We start from the raw sequence: 21,817 nt of genomic DNA, 5'->3' as shown, positions 1-21,817 counted from the left end.
ATGGATTATACGATTTCAAGTATTGCTCCAATTGTTTTACTACCGTTCTTCGCTTTCGTGATTAATGCGTTTATTGCATCACGTTTTACAAGAACTGCTGTAGCGATCAGTTGTGCAGCAATCGCAGGTTCGACAATTTATGCGTGGAGAATTTTTAGCGACTTCGTTTTCGGAACGTATTCTGCTGATTATCATATCCACAAAGTATTTACTTGGTTTGACCTAACTGGTGGTGGACAAGAGTTCGTAGTAAATATGGGTATCTATATTGATAACATGACTGCTGTTCTACTAATGATGGTTACGGCCGTTGCTACTCTTATCCACGTTTTCTCAACTTGGTATATGAAAGATGACATGAACTACGGTAGAAACGGACGTTTCTTTACTTATATGTCACTCTTTACTTCTGCAATGCTTGGTCTTGCACTATCTGATAACTTATTTTCAGTATTTATCTTTTGGGAGCTTATGGGATTCTGTTCATACTCTCTAATCGGTCACTACTACGAAAAAGAAGTTGCTGGTGCTGCTAACGTTAAGGCCTTCATGACAACAAGAGTAGGGGATGTTTTCTTCCTACTAGGTATTGTTGCTCTGTGGACTGTTGTTGGTTCAGTAAGTTTTGTCGACCTATATAAAGCAATCGACGCTGGTGGATTAGCTGGTCAGGCGGTACTTGGTATCCCTCTAGCAACATTTGCTGGTTTCTGTATCTTTATGGGAACAATTGGTAAGTCAGCTCAATTCCCTTTAAACGTTTGGCTACCAGATGCGATGAACGGTCCAACTCCATGTTCAGCACTAATTCACGCTGCGACAATGGTTGCTGCTGGTGTTTATCTATCACTAAGAATTTACCCGCTACTTGATGCTGGTGGACTTTTAACTTTTGTTGCTTATATCGGTGGGATTACTGCCTTCGGTGCTGCAACAATTGCACTTGTTCAAACAGACTTCAAAGCGGTACTAGCTTTCTCAACAATCTCTCAACTAGGATACATGGTTCTAGGTATTGGTGTTGGGTCATACAATGCTGCTTTCATGCACCTGATTACACACGCTGTTTTCAAGGCATGTCTATTCCTAGCGGCTGGTTCAGTAATTCACTCTCTTCACGATCACCACACGCATGCTCACGTACAAGAGATGCCAAGAATGGGTGGTCTAAGACATAAGATGAAATTTACTTGGTTTGCAATGTGGTGTTGTACTCTTGCAATCGCAGGAATCCCGTTCTTCTCTGGTTTCGTTTCGAAAGATAGAATCCTAGGAGATGCATTAATTGAAGCACTTCACTCACCAGTAATGGTTGCTCCGGCAGTTCTTGGTTTCATGGGTGCTCTACTAACAGCTTTCTACATGTGTCGTATGATGTTCCTTGCTTTCCACGGGAAGCCTAGAGATAAGGAAGTTTACGATCACTGTCATGAAGAAAAGCTTACTTGGAACAGAAACGTACCTCTACTCATTCTAGCTGTATTTACTCTAGGTGTTTGGTTCTCTGGTTCTCTAACAGGACAAGGTTTTGTTAAAGTTGCAGACAAGGCAAATGGTAAGTATGAGTGGTTCCAGACTTTAATTCAAAAGCCTAAGAAGGGTCAGTTCGAAAACTATAAGCGTGAACAACTTGGATCAATTGATGTACGTGAAAAAGGTACATTTACAACTTCTAAGTACGATTCGACTTACGGACTTTCTGAAGAAGAAGCACACCACATTCACCAGGTTCACTATATTGGTGCTGGTATGTCGATTGTGATTGCTTTCTCTGGTGTATTTATCGCGATGATGATGTACCTATGGGGTAAATGGAATCCTGGGTTCTGGGTTAATACATTTAACCGTTACTATAGAACACTACAAAACAAATACTTTATGGATGATCTTTATATTGGTGGTTTCATCAAGAAGGGACTTCTTCCATTTAACAACTTATTAGCTAAGTTTGACATGGGATTCTATGACAGATACGCAGTTGATGGTTGGGCAACAGTTACACGTTTTGTAATGAGAGTTTCAGCGTGGTTCGATAACTTATTTGTCGACACAATGATGGTAGATGGTACTGGAGCAAGTGTACGTTTATTTAACGTTATCTTAAGAACGATCCAAAACGGAAAGATCCAGTTCTACATCGCAATGATTATTTTAGTACTATTTGGTTATATTTTAGCTTTATAAGAGAATTAAGGAGTTACAGTGAACGCACATTCTAATCTATTAAGTTGGATTCTGTGGATGCCTATGATCGGTGTTCTTGGGGTACTTTTATTACCTAAGACGAAAGAGACGGCAATTAGAGTATGGTCTTTGATTAATACTGTGATCACACTTGTTTTATCAGGTTGTCTATACATGAAATTCGACAATACTGTGCCAGGTATGCAAGAGATGTTTACAATTAAACATTCTTGGATTTCGCAGTTTAACATTTTTTATCACCTAGGAATTGATGGTATTTCATTACCAATGGTTCTTTTAACTTCGCTTCTTTTTGCGATCTGTATCCTTTCTTCATGGACAGTTAAAAAGCAAGTTAAGGGTTACTTTGCATTACTACTAATGCTTCAATCAACTGTTTACGGTGTATTCTTATCAATGGATTTCTTCCTATTTTATGTTTACTGGGAAGTAATGCTGATCCCAATGTTCTTCCTAATTGGAATTTGGGGTGGTGAGAATAGAGAGTACGCAGCTGTTAAATTCTTCTTATATACATTCTTTGGTTCAATCCTAATGCTTGTTGGTATGGTTGCTCTATACTTCGTAACAGGTCAAGGTGTTGATTCATTCAATATTCTAGCGCTTTCAGGCGGTAAATTTGTAAACGAAACTGTAAATATCTTTGGTATGGCCCTTCCATTTGCAAAAGTATTCTTTGTAGCACTTTTCATTGGTTTCGCGATCAAAGTTCCAGTTTTCCCATTCCATACGTGGCTACCACACGCACACGTTCAGGCACCAACAGCGATCTCAGTTATCCTTGCCGGTGTACTACTTAAGATGGGTACTTATGGTTTCTTAAGAATTGCATTCCCAATCTTCCCATCAGCTTCTGTTTACTTTGCAGATGCAATTGCATGGCTAGGTTTAATTAACGTTATTTACGGAGCATTCTGTGCCATGGCACAAACAGATGTTAAGAAACTTGTTGCATACTCTTCAGTTTCACACATGGGATTCGTAATGCTAGGTCTTGCTGCAATGACAGTACAAGGTATGAACGGTGCTGTTCTTCAGATGTTCAACCACGGTACTTCAACAGCTATGATGTTCCTTCTTATTGGTATTCTTTATGAAAGATCACACCACAGATGGATCGTTAGACCAGATGGTACAAAAGGTTTTGGTGGTCTTTATACACAACTACCAAAGTTCTCAATTGTTTTCATCATCGCGATGTTCGCATCAATGGGTCTTCCAGGACTTTCAGGTTTCATCTCTGAAGCTCTAATTTTCCTAGGGATCTACAATAGATTTACAACAATCACTGTTCTTGCAGTTGTTGGTCTTCTTCTTGGTGCTGCTTACCTACTATGGATGTTCAAGAGAATGTTCTTTGGTGAAGTTATTGAAGAAAATAAATCTTATACAGATATGAATGCTAGAGAAATCTTTTACATGGTTCCACTATGTGTTGCAGTAATCCTATTTGGTATTTGGCCATCTCCATTACTAGATATGATGAAGGCTTCTGTAGGTAAACTAGTTTCATTATTAGCGACTTTTTAATAGTCAATAGGTGAAGTGATGGCTTTAAATTATTTAGCGAGTATCTCACATTATATTCCGGAGCTTTTAGTATGCTTCACGATGGGAGCCTTAATCCTCATCGAAGCTACTTACGGAAATGATGAAAAAGGTAGCTCAAAAAACATGTTTTACTGGGGTTCAATGCTTGGACTACTATGTGCGCTTATCTACCAGGTTAAAGGTCTTGGTATTGAGCCGACACATATTTTTACTAAGTCTTTAGTTATTGATCACTTCTCAGGTTTTGCAAAGATCGTAATGATCCTTAGTACAGCTGGTGTTATTTACCTTTCTAAGATCTCTAAGGATCTTTATGAAGGTACAAAAGCTGAATACACAATTCTAGCAATGGGTGTTTTAGTTGGTGGGATGCTTCTGGCTTCTGCAAATAATATGCTCCTATTCTATTTAGGGATCGAAACTCTTTCACTACTATCATACGCAATGGCCGCTCTTAAAAAGAACGACGAACGTTCGACTGAAGCCGGGCTTAAGTATGTACTATACGGTGGTGTAACTGCTGGTATGATGTTATTTGGTATGAGTCATATTTTTGGTGTTCTAGGGACAATCAACTTCTCTGAACTAATGCCAATGCTATCAACTCTATCTACTGAACAAACGGCAATTCTTATTCCTTCGTTCTTACTTTTCTTTGTAGGGATTGGTTATAAGATTTCTTGTGTACCTTTCCACATGTGGTCTCCAGATGTTTACGAAGGTTCACCTCTGCCAGTTACAGCATTCTTCTCATTAGTTCCTAAGTTTGCAGGGATCGTAGCTTTTGCTCGTCTTACTCAGGTATTCTTTGGTGGAGATGTAGGAGTTCTAAAAGACTCTTGGTTAGTTCTTCTAAGTATCGTAGCAGCTCTTACGATGACAGTTGGTAACGTATCAGCTATCGGTCAGCGCTCAATTAAGAGAATGCTTGCTTTTTCTTCAATTTCACACGCTGGTGTAATGATGCTTGGTGCGATTGTACTTGGTAAATCAGGATGGACTGCAATACTTTTCTATTCTGTAACTTACTTATTTATGACGCTTGTAGCATTTTATGTTGCATCATTTATTCAAGATCACTATGGTAATGATCATATCGATCGTTTCTCTGGTCTTATTAAGAAGCATCCAGTTATGGCCATTGCTATGGCGATTACAATGTTTTCTCTAGCTGGTCTTCCTCCATTATCGGGATTTGTAGCTAAGTTCAACATTCTTGCTGCTATTATTGATAAGAAATTCTATGTACTAGCGGTTATTACTGCTCTTAACTCTGTAATCTCTCTTTACTACTACATGAAAGTTGTTCGTGTAATGATTCTTAAAGATGCAGAATCTGATGAGCAAATCGGTGGTTTCGGATTTATCAACCAATTAGTAATTGGTGCTTATACGCTTCCAGTTGTACTTCTTGGTATTTTCTGGCAAAAGCTTATCGCTCTTGCTAACGGGGCCTTGCTCCTAATTAAGTAGTATGGAATTAGTACTACTAACATCCTTAACTTTTTTTATTATTCTTGGGGTAGTCTTAGGCTACCCCTTGTTTTTCAAACCTAAAATGGCCCAAGCTCCTTTCAAGAAATTGAATCGTGAATCACATCTGGCCAAATCAAACTTAGTTTCATTAAAGATGACATTTAAGCTTCTTGTTGTTTTTCAAGTTATTGCCATGATTACAGTTGTTATTCTTGGTGCACAAACACTAGATTTTTATAAAGAAGCGTATTCAATATTGATTGGTCTTGCTACAATTTTAATACTACTTATTTTGTAATTATCTAAAATTAAAGAGGATAGTTCTTGGAACTAATTATTGCTTTGCCACTCTGGCTAATCGTTATTCAATTAATGGGTTCTCTTCTTAACTCGAAAGAAATCTTACCGACTTTGAGTTTGAGGAAATATTTAGCAGCTTCACACGATATTGCGAGTGTAGATGCTTTATGTTTTAATTCTTTTATCGTCATCTTGTTCTTGGCCATCTTCGGACAGACAATATCTGCGTTTTTTATACTGACAAACGAAATTAGCTATATCTTACCATTCTATGTTCTTATGGTTGCTGTCACAATTTTTGTTGGTATTTTTAGATTTAGACTCTCATTGATACGTTCAGAAATCATCGAAAAGACGCAAATAATTATTTGTCAGCTTATAGTCTTGAGTACTTTTTTAATAATTTATTCATTAATTCAAACAAACAGTTTTCTTATTAAGTTACTTTTTGGCCTACCGGTGTTAGCTCTTTTTTATACAACTGAGATTGAAGTTATAAAGGCAGGTTCTATATATTCAGATAAGAAATATCTTAGTATTCAATGTTCCTACGTAAGACTTTTATATCAGAGCTTTATTGCTCTCTTTTTTATTAATTTAACTTTTACTAATACCGATTGGTCATTGCTTTTTAAAAGTAAGTTTGAATCGGTTGCTCTTTATTATTTTGTCGTATCTCTCTTTGTTTTATTTTATCAATCGGTTTTAATTATCTTAAGTAATACTTATCTTAAATTTCAACCACTCAAAGACTATTCGACTATACTAAGTAGTGCTCGTAGTAGAGCAGTCTTTAGCTTAGTAGTCATAATGATTTTATGTATTACAAAGGTATTCAATGTATTTTAATATCTTAATCATCATATTCTTCTTATTGGCCGCTTTCTCAAAAAAGAGATACACGATGATTCTATATCCTGTATCTCTAACGCTGCTTCTTTTAAATTTTTTAGGTATTTCTTCTACTATATTGTTATATTTCTTATTTATTTTCTTATCTTTGTTTATTCTCGTTCTAAGTGTAGTTGAATATTGTTTTCCAACGTCTGAGGTAAGATTTAAGCGTTTTGAGTATTTACCGTATTTTCTATTTACAACAATAGTACTGGGTGTATTCTCTGTTAATATCTATCATCTTAAGAGTAGTGGTGGATTAATTGGTTCAATTAATAATTTTAATGTTGATACACATGTTGATTGGACAATCTTATTAAAATTTAGTGTATTGCTTGTATTTATAGCATTTTTATCAATTGTAAATTTAGATGGAGATAAGAATGCATAATATCGATCCTTTTACATTATTATCAACTCTGTTTATTATAAATATTGGCGTTTACCTTTTTACTAAGCGATTTACAAAGAAGCTTTTTTCCCTTTTTACAGTCATAGTAATCTTTCTTTTACTAATTGATCTAAGAGTCCAAGAATCAATCAGCTTAGGTGATGGAGTCATGATTTTTATTTATTCAGCTCCGATCTTTCTTATAATTAATGCTATTTTTAAAGAGTTTAAAGTAAGGCAGGGCCTGAAATGATCTATATAAATATCTCATTATTCATCCTTAGTCTCATTGGCCTTCATTTTAGTAGTCGTTTGAATAATTACTCTAAGACTACTATTAGTATATTTCCTATAATCTTAAATTTTATTTATTACTTTTCTGGTGTCGAATTTGATTTTTTTAACACCATTATACCTTTTGTGTTCTCTTACTTGATTATTGATCAAAGCAAACGAAAGGTTTATGAAGTTTTACCATTTGGTATTCTACTACTACCTATCGACATTAACTTAAAGATCATAGGTTTTAGTACATGTAGTTTTTTTAACTTCTCTCAGGCAGACTTTAAGTTTAGATCCTTAGCAATTTTAAAAATAGCGATAATTTGTTTTCTTACTTTAGTTGATAAGTCTGCTTCATTTAAATACCTGTTTTCTGTATATCTATTTTTGAGTTTTTTACATTCTAATGATGATGACTTTGCCATTACAGACGGTGTAATTATTTCATTTTTGTTATTATCGAATATCCAACATATCTCAATGACTCTTAATGTATTTCTTATTACTTTATCAATTCTAATATTTTTAACTATAATGAGTAAGAATAGTATCTTTAAAGCGGTTTTCTTATTAACTTCAATTATTGCTGTCTTATTGAACTTAGAAACATTATTGATGTCGATTATCGTTTTCTACTATGTAGGTAAGTCATTTATCTCTACAAAAAATATACTGTTACAAGAGACACAAGTACTAAAAAAGTACTTTTCATATGAGTTATTTGATCAGATCTGGTTAATCGGACTATTTACATTGGCCTTTACAATTGGAAATTCAACTATTCTCGTCTTAACATTCTTTGTTGCAATGATCGTATTTCTTCTAAATACAGAATCAACTCAAAGAAACCGTGAAGCGCTTCAATGGTTTGAATTTCTATATAGTTTAATAACAATAAGTCTAATTTCTTTTGGGTTAATATTTTTCCAAAGCCTAGTTGGTGATATTGACCGTGAACCTATTTATTATGCAACAGCTTCTTATGTTACTTTAAATTTTCTAGTATTTGGCCTTGCAGTTAAATTTCCTCAGCTTACAACAATGATTGGGACGAGAATTAATTTAGGTAATACGAAGCGATTTACATTCATTGATGAAATTTTTTCGTCAAAAGATAAGGTAGGTTCTCAGGTTACCATGACTCACTCACATATTGGTGCATTTGCTCTGTCTTATCGTAGTGTTCGTGCATTAAGTATGATTCTTATGGCATCGTACTTTCTCGTGCTTATTATCCAGGTGGTAATGAAATGAGCTTCACTAAAGAATATATTATACTTATAGCTTCTATATTTATTTCAGCAATTTTATGTTTCGTACTCAGTGGCATACTTTATTCAACAGGATTCTCAGGTCTCACTTTGGGAGTAGAGTTTGGTTTCTTACCGGTGGTGGGTGCCTTATTTAGTTTATACCTTTTAAGAAAGTCTGATTCGTTAAGCTTAATATTAATGGCACCCCTTGCTTTCGTAATATTTGGTGCTTCTAATATGGCAACTTTCTTACTAGGGACGATGTCTCTACTTTCAATTGCTAAATTACATAATTTCAAGTTTCTAGCTTACTTATTTGTAAATTTAATAGGTCTATTAATTTTTAAGGATCAATTTTACTATCTTTTCTACGCTCTAGTGATTTCTTCATTATTATTTATTTTCTTTTCTAAAGAAGATAGTGTCTTACTATCTCTTATGATTTTGAAATATTTAACACTTATTAATTATGTAGATTATGTTTCAAGTACATCAATATTCATTGTTCCATTTATTGTACTTCTGTTAATTGGACTTCATTTTAGACTAAGAGTTACTAATTCGATTAATATTCTTGCTCTATCTCTATTGCTACTTACTCAAGTTCAAACGTTACCAGTTTTACTTACGGCACTTAGTTTGCTTGGTTTGTCTGAGTTCATTAAAGGTTCTAAAGAACGTATGCAATTTATTATGACAGCTAATATTTCAATGATGACGATAATTCTATCTATTTCATTTGTTTCGGGCCTAGCAAAACTGATACCTTTAATGGTTCTACTTACTGTATTTGTCGACTTTTGTAACAAGAGTGTGGAGTTAAACCATGCAAGCTAGTTTTTATTCACTATTATTATTTTATCCTGTCACATATTTTTTAAACTCTATTTTAGAGAAGTATTCAGGGGTTAATGAAAAACAACGTACATCTATTCTTTCAATGATTTTTTTAGGTGTGTTTTATTTTCTGTTTAAGGATTTTGTTTTCTCTTCAACTGAGAGAAGTTATTTTGCTGTAACAGCAGTAACTTTTTCATTTTTCTTTTTCAATAGTAAGGGTGACTTAAGATCTTTGTTCAAAGGATTTACACTCTTATGGTTTTCACTTTTTAATATATGGAACTTTACTGGTGTTACTGATATTGTTCTTCTTCTTGGTGCCCTTTGTTTTTTTGACACGGATAAAAAGAGTGATCATAGTTTATTTTATATTCTCGCATGGATTATCATTACAGTAGTTTACTTCTTTGTTAAAGAATTCCAAGGTGTTGAGTTAGGTAACTTTTTCTATGAAATTCTAATTGTTGTTACGACAACTTTATTAATGCCTAAAGAAAAAAAGCGTCCATATCTTTCAATCCTGCAATATATATTCTGCTTATCTGTTTTAGAAAGATTTATTAGTTTGAATATAGAGTTAAGCCCTTATTTTTACCTATTATTCTTATGCGTACAGGTGATATTTTCGTTTATAAAAGTCGATACCCGTTATCAGGCCATTCAACTGATGTCGATTTGTTTATTTAGTGCAGTTATCTATCTTCCAACTTTTGGTATTGATAGTTTTTATCAGTTGTTCTTAGTCATATACTTGTTAATATTTGCTATTAAAGTTGATTATTCTCCACTTGTATCTAAACTCATGGGGATTATACACGTGGCCTATTTATTCTTAATAGGACATATCGTTTATTTACACATGGATTATTTAACGAATTTACAATTACTTTCGACGATATTCTTGATTATTTCACTAGCATACAGACAGAATATATTTGGTATTGTGAAAAATAATCCACGCACTGCCTAGATTTGATTTAAATTCAAATACTTAGGATAATGAAGACATGATAAAGTTTCGTGTCAAAACCAAATCAAATAAGGTTTTGGGCCCTTTTGTATTTTCAGAATTAATTGAGTTGGGTCATAAAGATGCAATCGATGACTCATGTCTATTTCAAAAGTTTCCAACAGGGGATTGGGCCCCTGTAAACGCAATTCCAGAACTAAGCGAACTCTTTTCTAAAATTGAAGAGCCAGTGTCGGTTAAAGAAGAAACACAAAAAGAAGTAAAATATGCTCAAACAGATAGTGAGCAAAAGCATCATACTTTGATAGGTGAAGATAAAACTGCCTTTAATGAGTTTAAATTTTCTAAAGACAAAGAATTCGATATTGATTATCAAGAAATTGAAGAGAAATTTAAGGCCAAGAAGGAATTAGAAGACGAAGCAAAGGATGAGATTGGGGAAGAAGGACCACCTCCAATTGATAAAACAGTTCTTGTTAATGTCTCTAGTTTAAAAAAGAAAAGTATAGATAAAGAAGAAGACGAGGATGTTGCCAAAACTGTCGTTGTAAATAATTTTAGAGATGAATTTGATCTTGATAGCGATGGTGAAGATTCTGATGGTAGTGATGAGGAGGAGGGGAAAGATAAAATGCCTGAACCTGAGCCTGAAGAAGTTGTTGACTCCGATGCAGCTACCCAGATGTTCAATCTCGCAGAGTTAAAGAAAGAAGAGCTTCCAACAAAGACTGAAGACTATAGTGATATTGAACTTCAGATTATGCAAGAAGAGCGTAGGCTTAAAAAGAAACCTAAGAAAAAAGTTGTTCAAAAGCATGTCGAAAAAAAGGAAGTTACTAATAATAAGAAAAGAAACTTAGTTGTTGTGTTATTTCTTGTCGTGACGATAATTTTTCTATTGCCTGAAGAGAAGAAAGATATTCAAACAGTTGTTGTTCCAAAAATATCATTCCCTGTTGCAACTGAAGTTGCACAGCCGCAAAAAGCGCAATTGGCCTATAAAGAAGGTATGGCCTTGTTTAAACAAGAAGGTTTTGTAAATCGTATTAGTGCGGCAAATAAGTTTAATCTCTCGCTTCGTTACAAATTCTCAGGAAATCCTGCTATTAGCAAATTGATCCACGCTTATAGTGATTTACTAATTGATACACAAAATAAATTTGAAGCAGGTCAAGTTCTCTCAAAACTGATAAGAATTGAAGATTCAAAGCTTTTGTCAGATATTGATGTCGTTATCGGGGCTGCTCAGTTTTATGCCTATTTTCAAAAATATGAAACAGCGATATTCACTATTGAAAGGTATAATTATTTAAAATCGAATAAACCCTCTATTAAGATGTTTTCAATATACTTGAACTATCTCTTAAAAGCTGGTGAGCTTGATAAGGCCAAGATTGTTTATGACAAGCTATTTCAAGCTAAGCTAAGAACTGTTGAATCGATTGATGCAATGGTTAACTATCTACTCTTAAATGAAAATAGTACTGATGCCCTTAAACTTATTACTGAGAATAAGGAAAAGTTTCAAAGTGATTACAGGTTTTTAATTATATATGGGGATCTCCTCTTAGAGTTAGAGAAAATGGGGGAACTAAATAAGATAGCCTCAATCTTAATTGCAAAATATGGTGGTGGGTCACCATATAACTTTGCTCAAGGTCTAAAGTTCATGGGCTTTGTTAAGGCCTATAATAAAGACATTCAAGGTGCAACAAAGCTATTCCAACAATCACTTAAGATTTATGATGATGAATCTTTAAGAGATACTCTTGCAACTCTTGATGTTGCTGGAAGTGATCTTACTCAAAAGGTTATCTCAACAAGTAAAATAAAAGTTCTCATAAGACAATCAAAAGACGAAGTCGCACTTTTAAACTGGGACAGGGCATTTGAATTGGCCTTAAGAGCAGTTTCATTGGATGAGACAAGTATTGATGCAAAACTTTACTTAGCAGAGCTACAAGTCAAAAGAGGTTATTTTGATTTTGCGATAACAACTCTAACTAAGTTAAGAGCATTACATCCAGTTAATCCTCGAATTAATTATGCGCTTATTAAAGCAAATATTATGTCCTATAAAAAAGACGAAGCGAAACGATTACTATCAGCTTTATCGACAAGTGAGAAGTTTAGAGAGACTTTTGAATTTCATATGCTCTTAGGACTTTATTATAACTTAATTGCAAATGATAAGATGGCCTTTGATAAGTTTAAGGCCGCTGCAAGAGTAAATCCTCTTAGTGATATCGCTCAATTTGAAATGGCCAAGATCGCCTTCAAAAATAAAAAATTTAAACAAACAAAGATATTCTTAAATGAAGCGATGGGATTAAATCCATCTAATATTGATTATAAAATTCTAAATAGTAAGGTCTTATACGAAACAGATGGTGTTACAACTGCTATTGGATATCTTCGTCAAGAGCTCTTAGAACATAGAGATAATCCAAAGCTTTATGGACAAATCGCAGTCTTCTACTATCGTGATCAGAATTATGAAGCTTATCGTGAGATGAAAGAAGTTCTCGATCGTCTGAATAAAAAAGACGGTGCTCTATACTCTTACTTAGTTGAAGTATCTGAGATCGAAAGAAATTATAAAGAGTTGATCGAGAATGCGATTAAGCTTCTTGTATATGAGCCAGGAAACCTTCTAGTTAGAGAAAAGTTAATCATAACTTATATTCATATGAATAACTACGGCCTCGCTAGTCAGCATTTAGACATTTTAGAAAAGAGATTACCTACTTACCCTAGGATTAATTATTACCGTTCTAAGATTCTCTTTAGTCAAAGAAAGTTCAGAGATGCTGAAAAAGCAGCACTTGTTGAAATTGAAAAACATCCAAATTCAGAATTTGGTTACTATATGTTAGGGGAAATTTATTTAATAGGCAAAAAAGTCCAAGAGGCCAAAAAGAATTTATCTAAGGCAATTCAGATTAATAAAAACTATTTTGATGCTATTTTCTCAATGGGTAAATTAACATTTCAAACAAGAGAGTTTGTACCCTCTCTACAGTTCTTTCAGCGCGCTAACAGGCTTAATCCGAATGATCCAGACTTAAATAAGATGATGGGTTTTCTGTATAAAGAACTTGGTCAACCTAACCTTGCAATCGATAAATTTCAAAGATATTTGACGCTCAGCCCAGCTGCTAGAGACCGTCAAAATATTCTTGCATTAATAAATGCATTAAAGCGTTGACAAATGTGTGTAAGAATCTTAATAATATATCTCACGAATGCAAAATATTTGTATTTTGCGGAGGATTGGCTGAGTGGTCGAAAGCGGCGGTTTTGAAAACCGTTGAGCGCGAGCTCCGCAGGTTCGAATCCTGTGTCCTCCGCCACTTTTTTTCTTAGTGGAGAAGTGGGAGAGTGGCCGAATCCAGCACCTTGCTAAGGTGTCGTACCTCCGGGTACCGCGAGTTCAAATCTCGCCTTCTCCGCCATTTTGAATCAAATAATTCTATTATTAAATCCAACATCAAACTGATCACAAAAAAACTGGCGCTTACGCTTGTTTTTTTCTTATGCATATTAAGCAGACTCAACGTCACTGTGCTAACGCACGTGCCGCAGGTCAGTCTCCGCCATTTTAAAATCCCCAATTAAATGTAAGATCGCAAAAGCGGTCTTTTTTTGTACCTAAATTTTACCTTAGGCCAAATTTACCTCTCAAATACATTGCCCCTATAGACATGCAATAATAGATTTATGAAAACTCAACTACTACTAGCTGTACTTACAATTATTATTTCTCTTTCAACTTTTGCTCAAGGTCGAAGCTTTGGTGGCTTTAAGAGCGGTAATTTGGAAATTGAGCCTGTAGTAGGGTATGAGCGTGTACAAAAGATTCTTCCAACTCCTCATACGTCTAGTCGTCTCTTTTACGGCCTAAGAGCAAACTATGGCCCAAAGTACTTATCACTTGAAGCAGAGGTAACACAGGCGAAAGAAGATGAGTCCTTTGATACAGGAGTTGATATCAGTGATAATTCAACGAATTACATGCTTGGGCTAAGAAGTTCATTTAATATTGGACGAGCTCTTAATTGGTATTTAAGGGCCGGAGCGCACGCACGTGATAGTAAGTATGAAAGAACTCAAGCAGGTGTGACAACAACAATTGAACCCGCCACATACGTAAATCCATATGCAGGTACAGGACTTGCTATTAATTTAATGAATGTATTTACGTTAAATGCCGGTATGAATGTTATTTTTACTGATGATGAGCACGAATATCAATCGTCATTAGGTTTTGGAATTCGTATCTAAGTATCCGACTTAAACATTTGATTTGTTAACTCTTTGTCAGATGGGTTTACATCCGCGCTAGTCGTTTTTAAAATTTTACATGCTAACAAAGGATGTAAAATGAAAATTATCTTGACGCTATTTTTAGCGCTATTTCTAGCTTCTTGTGCTTCTAACACTGAAAATAAACTAAGTTTCGATGCCGAATTATCTCAGTTTAAATATCCCTTTCCGGTAAAAACATATGAGCTCGCTTCTCAAAGGCAGAAGTTAAAAATGCGTTATATGGATATTGGTAAATCAAAACATAAAGTGGCCGTTCTACTTCACGGTAAAAATTTTGCAGGATTTTACTGGGAGAAAGTAGCAAATGATCTCGTAAAAAAAGGCTATCGAGTTATCATTCCTGATCAAATTGGCTTTGGTAAAAGTTCAAAGCCTAAAAATTATAGTTACAGCTTCCCACAGCTCGCTAAGAATACTCATGACCTCTTAAAGTCTATTGGTGTAAAAAAGTATACTGTCGTTGGTCACTCGATGGGAGGAATGCTCGCTGTTAATATGGGGGCCATGTATCGTGATATCAAAAAAGTCGTTTTGGTTAATCCTATTGGCCTGGAAGCATATTTGGATTATGCAGAATATAAAGATCCAGACTTTTTTTATAATATTGAAAAGAATAAAACTGTTGATGGTGCCAGAAATTATCAAAAGAAAAACTATTATGATGGTGCTTGGGCCGAGTCTTATGAAGAACTTCTAACGCCCTTTAAAGGCTGGCTAAATGGCCCTAATTATGATGATGTTGCTTGGAATGCGGCCTTAACATATGGCCCAATCTTTAATGATAATATTGTCGTAAAGTTTCCAAAGATTAAGGCCAAAACTGTTTTAATTTTAGGTACGCGTGATCGCACAGGTCCTGGCCGTGGTTGGAAGAAAAAAGGTGTTAAAAGAAAATTAGGTCAATATCAAAATTTAGGTAAGGACTTAAAAAAGGAAAACCCTAAACTTAAGCTAATTGAATTAGATGGTTTAGGGCATATGCCTCAATTTGAGAATTACTCTAGATTTGCTAAAGTCTTTTATCCTGAGTTTTAAATCTAATTAGGCAGCGAACTTTCTTGTTCGCTGCTTTTTGGCATGATCTGCATACTTAGTATCAATTCCCATAATATGCGTAAATAACCAGTTCTTTAAGAAGCTCGCTAGTTTATCTTTTTCTAAAGTGCCGTTATGTAGTTGTTTCTCAAAGCGTGCTACTGCAGATAAAAGCTTCTCGTGAACTCTTTTATGTGATTCGTATGAAGGATAATTAATACTTTGCATATACTCTTCTTCTTCGTCGAAATGGAAAACAGTATATTCTTTAAGAGATTGAAATGCCTCTTTCATTCCCTGATTCATATTCATAGAATTAATTAATCCGTTGATTTTACGCAGTAATTCTTGGTGTTCATTATCTACTTTTGAAATACCAATATTGTACTTATCTTCCCATGGGATTAATTCAATATTTGTATTGATTTTAATATTTTGTGACATTTTTGTATGATCGATTGATCCAGAAAGTTCACCAAGATATAGGTTTATTGTATTAGCTAAATTTAGCGTCTGTGAGACAACAAGTGCACTTCTTTGTGTAGAGTTATTAATAGCATGAATCGCATCACGTAGTTCAATTACACCGTTCTCTTGCTCTTTTGCTGCAATAGTGACCTCGTGAATTTGTTCATTCATTTTGACAGTCTCATCATTAGTTTGATTAAAGCTATGTCTGAATTCTTGAAGAGTGTTGTCACATGACTCAGCAGTTTGATCGAGCCTTTCATTTAGGTCCTTACTATTTTCTTGAATATTAGTAATAAGAGAATTTAGTTTTAATTGTGCTTCATTTAAAGTTGCATTAATCGCCTCAGCACTTTCCCCACTTGTTGATGCAAGTTTACCAATTTCTTCAGCGACAACTGAGAAGCCTTTCCCGTGTTCACCTGCACGAGCAGCTTCTACTGAAGCGTTGAAAGAAAGCAGTTTCGTTTGAAAGACAATATCATTAATGAGCATAGCTTTAGATTCAACATCCGTAAAAGTAGATAAGAAACCATTAAGGTTAAGAACAATATCATTTAATGACTCAGTAATATCACGACTTGTTGTTAAGCTTGATTGAATATTTTTTTCTAATTTTGCTAAAGAGTGATCACTTCTACTTATTAGATTGTTGATCTCTTTAATGTTTGTTTCGAATGAATTAATCGATCCTGTCGTTTTAGTAATCATTGCACTAATTTCATCACTAGTGGCACTTGTTTGAATAACAGCACTTGCTTGTTCATCTGTACTTTCATCAAGTTGCTCACACGATTCAAAGAATTGAGCGTTTGTTCCAACTATATTCCGCTGTAGATAATCTAGTTTTTGTACAAAAGATTGAAGATTAACTCGATGTTTTCTTCTTTCCTTTACAGCAAAAAATGCAAAAGGAATGAGTGCACTAAAGAAAGAAAGTCCTTGCGTGAAACTCATGTGATTGTAGTAGATGCAAAGCCCTGTGATAGAGGTCGATAAAAATAATGGAGTAATTATATAGCTTAAATTTTTCATGCATTCATTATCGGATGAATGCGTTCCTACTAGAGCGAAATTTTAATGACAAATATCATGATTCAAGTAATCTGAACGATAGATATTATTGAAATTATTGGGTTTTTAAAATCATTTTATTGAACTTTTTAGTGGTTCTATAGATCCTGTTGAATATAGGCTCCAATATAGTTACTTCCACCTTTGATTCGGCCAAACATGGATGATGATTCAAAAATAGCTGAGCGATGATGAATCATAAGTCCAAGCCATGTGTACTTTAAACCTGCTTTTTCCAAGCTAAAATCGATAGAGAAGTCTAAGTAATTCATAAACTTACTGCTACGATAGCCCTTTCCGGAAATATCAAACTCTTCTATATAGGTGATTTGGTCGGCATAAGAAATTCCTTCTGCAAGGCCAAGCCTCCACTTTGTAGGCCAGTGAAACGGAATGAATATTTTAACAGCTAGTGCAAACTCATTACTTCTTTCCTGAACCGCACTTTTAAGATGTCCAACATATTGGGGTAGCAAATAAACTGGAATATTTGCACCTAGAAGTTTATCGGCCATTGGGATTCCATATGCAAAGGAAACCATATCGTTGTTATATTTATCTGTTGCAGTATGAAAAGCAAGGATATCGCTTAGATTTGACGGAGTCGCCATTGCATAGGCTGTTCTTATAAAAGCTTTCGACTTAAGTTTTGTACGTTTAGAAATTTCATATCCATTCTTTTGGGCCAGGTTCGGATCAATGAAGCCGATTCCTAAAAATGTTTCTGTGTTTACTTGGTTACGAATAGTAGAAGTATGGGCCGTTTCATTATCAAGGGCGCTTACTTTTATATGAGTAAGGATATTAAAATCTTTATACACTTTTATAGCGGCCTTAACACCGGTACCAATTTCATAGCCTGGACCAGGATTTGATACATCTAAACCATAGTACTTATTATTAAACTGAGCAGTTCTAATTGTTGCATAGGCATATGGGCGAAAGAAAACTTTCTTCCAAACAAGATCTGCTTCAGTATTTACTGTGAAGTATGTTCTTGTTGAATGGTCTGTGAGGATCTGGGCCCTGGTTCTCCACATTGTTGAGTGAATATACTGTGCTTCTAAACCATAATCAAAGCCAGCTCCTCGAACTGTATTTTGAGTATCTTTTGGAATATCAAAAAAGCGGTACTTTGACATAAGGTTGATATTTAACTTTTTAATAGGTCTATAAAAAGTGAAGTGAGCAGATAGGCCATCGAGTTGAAAATCTCCACGCTTATAATAGAAGAGTGGGATAATGTCAGAAACTTTTTTATCTTTTACTTGAAATGGTATCGATGCATTACGATAACCAAACCCAATACCCCAATATTCTGGACTGTAGTTACTCGCAAAAGTAAATGTAGAGATAAAAATAGTTGTTAAAATTTTTTTCATTATAACCAATCTGTAAATGCGACCCCGAGCCCAACTCGGGTCATATTATAATTGTAATCAATCATCGTTTCACCATAACCAGTAAAGACTTGAAAGTAACCCTTTAAACGTGTTTCCGGTAAAGGGAAAGACCAGTTAACTTCGAGTGCACCCTTGTTATCTTTCTTTAAATTATTTCTAAGCATCCAAGAAAGAGTATGGCCATTAATTTTATGAATTCCTGTTAGTTCAAAGTATCCAAGATAGTCAGTAATATCGGGATTGTCATCACCTGTATAATCAGTCGGTCCATCTTTAGCTTCTTCTTTTATACGATACCAGACCTTGAGCATGAATAGAGTTTTTTGCCATTCAAAAAAGGTTGTTGCAAAGATTCTGTTCCAGCTTCGAGATAATGGTAAATCTTTACCATTCGATTGATGAACAAAACCGAAGTGGTAGTAGTTTTTAAAAATTCGCCAGTCTTCATTAAACGGCTCTAAAGAGATAAATAACTCCGGCTCATAATTAGTATCTCTAAATGCTGCCGAATTTTTCTTATTGTAAAGCTGCCATAATGACTTTTGAGTATAGGCAAAATTTAAATCTGTTTTCGATCCAAAGACATGTGACAATACTGTGAATTTGAAGCTAAGTTGAAATTTTGTTTCGATATTCTTTAACTCATCATCTGATGGGTAGGGCTCCTCATTTGGATCGTGCATATAAGTAATTGGCAAAATGTAATTTGGCCTATGTGCAGTAACTAAAGAGGAAGTACTATTTGAATGATTGTCTTCTTTGATTCTTTGTTCAAGGGATTTTTGTATCTCACTGCTTTCACTAGCAAGAGTTAGCAGGGGTAGAGTAAGAAATATAAGAAAAATCTTGTTCATGTATTTGACTGGTAAAAAATTAATAAATTGAGCCTATTGTCCAATTTTTTAAGGCCCTCTGACAAATATTTCCTTGAATGCAAGAACGCATTGACAATATGAGTAGTTAGGGGCTATAAATAACTCCTACATGCGCACTCGTAGCTCAGCTGGATAGAGTGTCTGACTACGGATCAGAAGGTCGCAGGTTCGACTCCTGCCGAGTGCGCCATGTTTCTCAAGCACCTGTTTTTACAAGCCTATGTCAAATCACGAACAAAGATTTAATGGAATAGCGGCCCTTCTTGGAGCTGAGGCTTTTTCTTTTATAAAAGACTCACATTTTATGATTATCGGTCTTGGTGGAGTTGGGACTTGGTGCGTTGAATCTATTGCGCGCCTTGGAGTTAATAAAATTACTTTGGTCGATCTCGACGATATTTGTGTTTCAAATACAAATCGTCAACTACATGCCCACGATGGGAATTATGGAAAGATGAAGGCCGATGCCCTAAAGGATAGAATCGCTATGATTAATCCTGATTGTGAAGTTATATGTCATTATTGTTTTTTTAATGAAAAGAGTATGGCCAAGATATTTGCTGAGCGCCCGTCTATTATTATCGATACGATTGATGCACCTCGTGAGAAGGCGGTTTTAATTAATGAGTGCTATAAGCGCGATGTTAAAATTGTAAGTTCTGGGGCAATTGGTGGAAAAGTAGATCCAACAATGATTACAGTTGCTGAGCTTTCTAAGACAAAGCAAGACATGCTTTATCGAAAAGTAAGGCAAGAGCTTAAAAAGAAACACCTTTACCCTCTTGGCCGTTCTAAGGCGAAGGTTCAATGCGTCTATTCTCCAGAGCCATCAAAGAAGATTAAAAAGTGCGATATTGATAATACTTCAAAAGCACTTAAGTTAGATTGTGATGGAGGGCTGGGTACCGCAACATACATGACAGGAACAGTAGGCTTCTTGCTAAGCCATATTGCCGTTAAGGAATTATTAAAATAATTTTTCATTGATTATATCTCACCGTAAAGTAAAATTAGTTGACTTGAAAAAGTCCACTGAGGTTATTTTTTAGGAGATATCATGACAAAGTTTTTCTCATTTTTTCTAATATCAATTGCGATGATTTCTTGTGCTTCTGGAAAGAAAGCAAGAGAGTTTGAAATCGATTATAAAATTCTAAATGCTTCAAATAAAATTGAACCAGACTGGTTAGAGAGTGTTGATAATTATAAAGGTGATAAAGATTATCACTACTTCTTATCGCAATCAGAAAATAGAAATAGAAGACTTTGTGTAAAGTCTGCTACCGCCAGATCAACTGCAGTTATTGCTTCTGAAATTTCACAAGAGATTGCTAATGATTATACAGAAGTCACGAATCTTGATGAGGATTCACAAGAAATTAAAACATTTTCTGAGACTCTTACTCAGTCAATAAGAACAAAAGTTTCTGGGGTTCGTGTAAAAGAGCAGTATTGGGAAAAAAGACAAAAAATGAAAGATGAAAAGCTTATTGGTGACCCGTACTATACTTGCTATTCCTTAGTTGGTATTAAAGAAGATACTCTACAAAGAGCAATTCGATATGCACAAGAAAAAGCAATTGCTGTTGCTAATGATTCACACAAAGAAGAGTTGAGACAAAAATTTGAAGACTAAGATCCTTCTGATTTCAATTTTAAGTCTTTATTCATTTGGACAAATAAAGTCGTGTCCTAAGGACTACCTATGTGCAAAGACATGTAGTCTAAGTGAAAAAGAGGCAAGTGAAGACGCTCGAGTCGAGATAGCCAAAAGCTTTCAGGTAAAAGTAAAAGCGAAGTTCGTATCTATTGAAAGCTCGAACGGAAAATTAGATGAAGGTGAGTATTCTGATTTTGTCAGTGAAGAAGTTTCGGAAAACTTATTTGGCGTTGAAATGATTGAATCATTTGTTGATGAGGAATCATACTATTGCGTTTTAATGGGACTTAATACTAAAAAATTTGTTACTAAATTAAAAAGTGATATTTCTGGACTTAAAAAAGATAACGAAGATTTATATAAGACTGGTTATAATCTAGTTCTCTCTAAAATTAGGGCCAATAATAGTGTGATTAAAAAATTAGAGCTATATATGATGACTTTAGCCGATAATTATAAGTCTAAAGTTAAAAAGTATGAATCACGTCCTAAAAAAGAAATTACCTTGCACGTTTATTCACAACCTAAGTTTAACATTGTTGATAAGCTGTTAATAAGTGAGCTTAATAAGAACAATGTATTCTCTGGTAATAGTGATGAACGCTTGAATATAGCTATCGCTTTGATCGATGAATTTTTAAAAGTTGATGGTTTTGTAAAAAAAACATTGGAGATTAACTTCAATAAGAAAAAATTAAATATAACAAAAAGATATACACAAACAGGTCGCTCTGAAAAGGCCATCATTGAAGAAGTCGTTAATGAGTTGATGGATGACTTACCTGATATTTTTGTTGATTTAAAAATTTAA

18 protein-coding genes and 3 tRNA genes are annotated in these 21,817 nt (G+C 34.6%); 18 read left to right on the top strand and 3 right to left on the bottom strand.

Going from position 1 to position 21,817, the window contains the following annotated elements; all coding sequences use genetic code 11:
* The 14 genes from M902_RS09630 to M902_RS09560 all read left to right on the top strand — a co-directional run bounded on the left by M902_RS09630 (position 1) and on the right by M902_RS09560 (position 15,526).
* Positions 1 to 2,184, top strand: coding sequence for an NADH-quinone oxidoreductase subunit L (locus M902_RS09630; protein ID WP_021267610.1), 2,184 nt, complete (start codon positions 1 to 3; stop codon positions 2,182 to 2,184).
* Between the two features lie 18 nt (positions 2,185 to 2,202).
* A complete protein-coding gene (locus M902_RS09625; RefSeq protein ID WP_021267725.1) occupies positions 2,203 to 3,735 on the top strand; it encodes a NuoM family protein in 1,533 nt (510 codons plus the stop codon).
* A gap of 18 nt (positions 3,736 to 3,753) precedes the next feature.
* Positions 3,754 to 5,229 (top strand): NADH-quinone oxidoreductase subunit N, encoded by a 1,476-nt coding sequence (locus tag M902_RS09620; protein WP_021267433.1) that lies wholly within the window; start codon positions 3,754 to 3,756, stop codon positions 5,227 to 5,229.
* Position 5,230: 1 nt separating this feature from the next.
* Positions 5,231 to 5,530: a hypothetical protein gene (locus M902_RS09615; RefSeq protein ID WP_040314557.1), complete on the top strand. Its 300-nt coding sequence runs from the start codon at positions 5,231 to 5,233 to the stop codon at positions 5,528 to 5,530.
* A 26-nt stretch (positions 5,531 to 5,556) separates the two neighbouring features.
* Positions 5,557 to 6,381 carry a hypothetical protein gene (locus tag M902_RS09610; protein ID WP_021267482.1) on the top strand — a complete coding sequence of 275 codons (825 nt, stop codon included), beginning with the start codon at positions 5,557 to 5,559 and terminating at the stop codon, positions 6,379 to 6,381.
* Between the two features lie 428 nt (positions 6,382 to 6,809).
* Positions 6,810 to 7,070 (top strand): hypothetical protein, encoded by a 261-nt coding sequence (locus tag M902_RS09600; protein WP_021267620.1) that lies wholly within the window; start codon positions 6,810 to 6,812, stop codon positions 7,068 to 7,070.
* A 167-nt stretch (positions 7,071 to 7,237) separates the two neighbouring features.
* Positions 7,238 to 8,353, top strand: a complete 1,116-nt coding sequence (locus tag M902_RS09595; protein WP_156979800.1) for a hypothetical protein — start codon at positions 7,238 to 7,240, stop codon at positions 8,351 to 8,353.
* The gene (locus M902_RS09590; RefSeq protein ID WP_021267468.1) at positions 8,350 to 9,189 is read left to right on the top strand and encodes a hypothetical protein; all 840 of its coding nucleotides are present in this window, start codon (positions 8,350 to 8,352) and stop codon (positions 9,187 to 9,189) included. Before M902_RS09595 ends, M902_RS09590 begins: the two co-directional genes overlap by 4 nt.
* Positions 9,179 to 10,162: a hypothetical protein gene (locus M902_RS09585; RefSeq protein ID WP_021267588.1), complete on the top strand. Its 984-nt coding sequence runs from the start codon at positions 9,179 to 9,181 to the stop codon at positions 10,160 to 10,162. The genes M902_RS09590 and M902_RS09585 overlap by 11 nt, the downstream gene beginning before the upstream one ends.
* Positions 10,163 to 10,199: 37 nt before the next feature.
* On the top strand, positions 10,200 to 13,370 hold the full coding sequence (locus tag M902_RS09580) for a tetratricopeptide repeat protein (protein ID WP_021267512.1): 3,171 nt from the start codon (positions 10,200 to 10,202) through the stop codon (positions 13,368 to 13,370).
* Between the two features lie 59 nt (positions 13,371 to 13,429).
* A tRNA-Ser gene (locus M902_RS09575) sits at positions 13,430 to 13,515 on the top strand.
* A 14-nt stretch (positions 13,516 to 13,529) separates the two neighbouring features.
* Positions 13,530 to 13,617 (top strand) — tRNA-Ser (locus M902_RS09570).
* 265 nt (positions 13,618 to 13,882) lie between these two features.
* The gene (locus M902_RS09565) at positions 13,883 to 14,446 is read left to right on the top strand and encodes an outer membrane beta-barrel protein (protein WP_021267420.1); all 564 of its coding nucleotides are present in this window, start codon (positions 13,883 to 13,885) and stop codon (positions 14,444 to 14,446) included.
* Between the two features lie 99 nt (positions 14,447 to 14,545).
* Positions 14,546 to 15,526, top strand: coding sequence for an alpha/beta fold hydrolase (locus M902_RS09560; RefSeq protein WP_021267458.1), 981 nt, complete (start codon positions 14,546 to 14,548; stop codon positions 15,524 to 15,526).
* 6 nt (positions 15,527 to 15,532) lie between these two features.
* Here the strand turns inward: M902_RS09560 and M902_RS09555 are convergent, their stop codons facing one another.
* The 3 genes from M902_RS09555 to M902_RS09545 all read right to left on the bottom strand — a co-directional run bounded on the left by M902_RS09555 (position 15,533) and on the right by M902_RS09545 (position 19,325).
* Entirely contained in the window at positions 15,533 to 17,029 is a 1,497-nt protein-coding gene (locus tag M902_RS09555; RefSeq protein WP_021267736.1) for a bacteriohemerythrin, read from the bottom strand.
* A 137-nt stretch (positions 17,030 to 17,166) separates the two neighbouring features.
* A complete protein-coding gene (locus tag M902_RS09550; protein ID WP_021267653.1) occupies positions 17,167 to 18,450 on the bottom strand; it encodes a MipA/OmpV family protein in 1,284 nt (427 codons plus the stop codon).
* Positions 18,450 to 19,325 (bottom strand): phospholipase A, encoded by an 876-nt coding sequence (locus M902_RS09545; RefSeq protein ID WP_021267573.1) that lies wholly within the window; start codon positions 19,323 to 19,325, stop codon positions 18,450 to 18,452. The genes M902_RS09550 and M902_RS09545 overlap by 1 nt, the downstream gene beginning before the upstream one ends.
* Positions 19,326 to 19,459: 134 nt before the next feature.
* On the opposite strand from M902_RS09545, the gene M902_RS09540 reads away from it, so the two are divergent.
* The 4 genes from M902_RS09540 to M902_RS09525 all read left to right on the top strand — a co-directional run bounded on the left by M902_RS09540 (position 19,460) and on the right by M902_RS09525 (position 21,817).
* Positions 19,460 to 19,536: transfer RNA gene (locus tag M902_RS09540), tRNA-Arg, on the top strand.
* Positions 19,537 to 19,566: 30 nt separating this feature from the next.
* A complete protein-coding gene (locus M902_RS09535) occupies positions 19,567 to 20,322 on the top strand; it encodes a ThiF family adenylyltransferase (protein ID WP_021267506.1) in 756 nt (251 codons plus the stop codon).
* 81 nt (positions 20,323 to 20,403) lie between these two features.
* Positions 20,404 to 20,982 carry a hypothetical protein gene (locus M902_RS09530; protein WP_021267411.1) on the top strand — a complete coding sequence of 193 codons (579 nt, stop codon included), beginning with the start codon at positions 20,404 to 20,406 and terminating at the stop codon, positions 20,980 to 20,982.
* Positions 20,972 to 21,817 (top strand): LPP20 family lipoprotein, encoded by an 846-nt coding sequence (locus M902_RS09525; protein WP_021267710.1) that lies wholly within the window; start codon positions 20,972 to 20,974, stop codon positions 21,815 to 21,817. Before M902_RS09530 ends, M902_RS09525 begins: the two co-directional genes overlap by 11 nt.

It is taken from the genome of Bacteriovorax sp. BAL6_X, assembly GCF_000443995.1.
GTDB lineage: Bacteria > Bdellovibrionota > Bacteriovoracia > Bacteriovoracales > Bacteriovoracaceae > Halobacteriovorax_A.
Note: the sequence above shows the minus strand (reverse complement) of the source record. Positions and strands in the feature narration are given on the sequence as shown.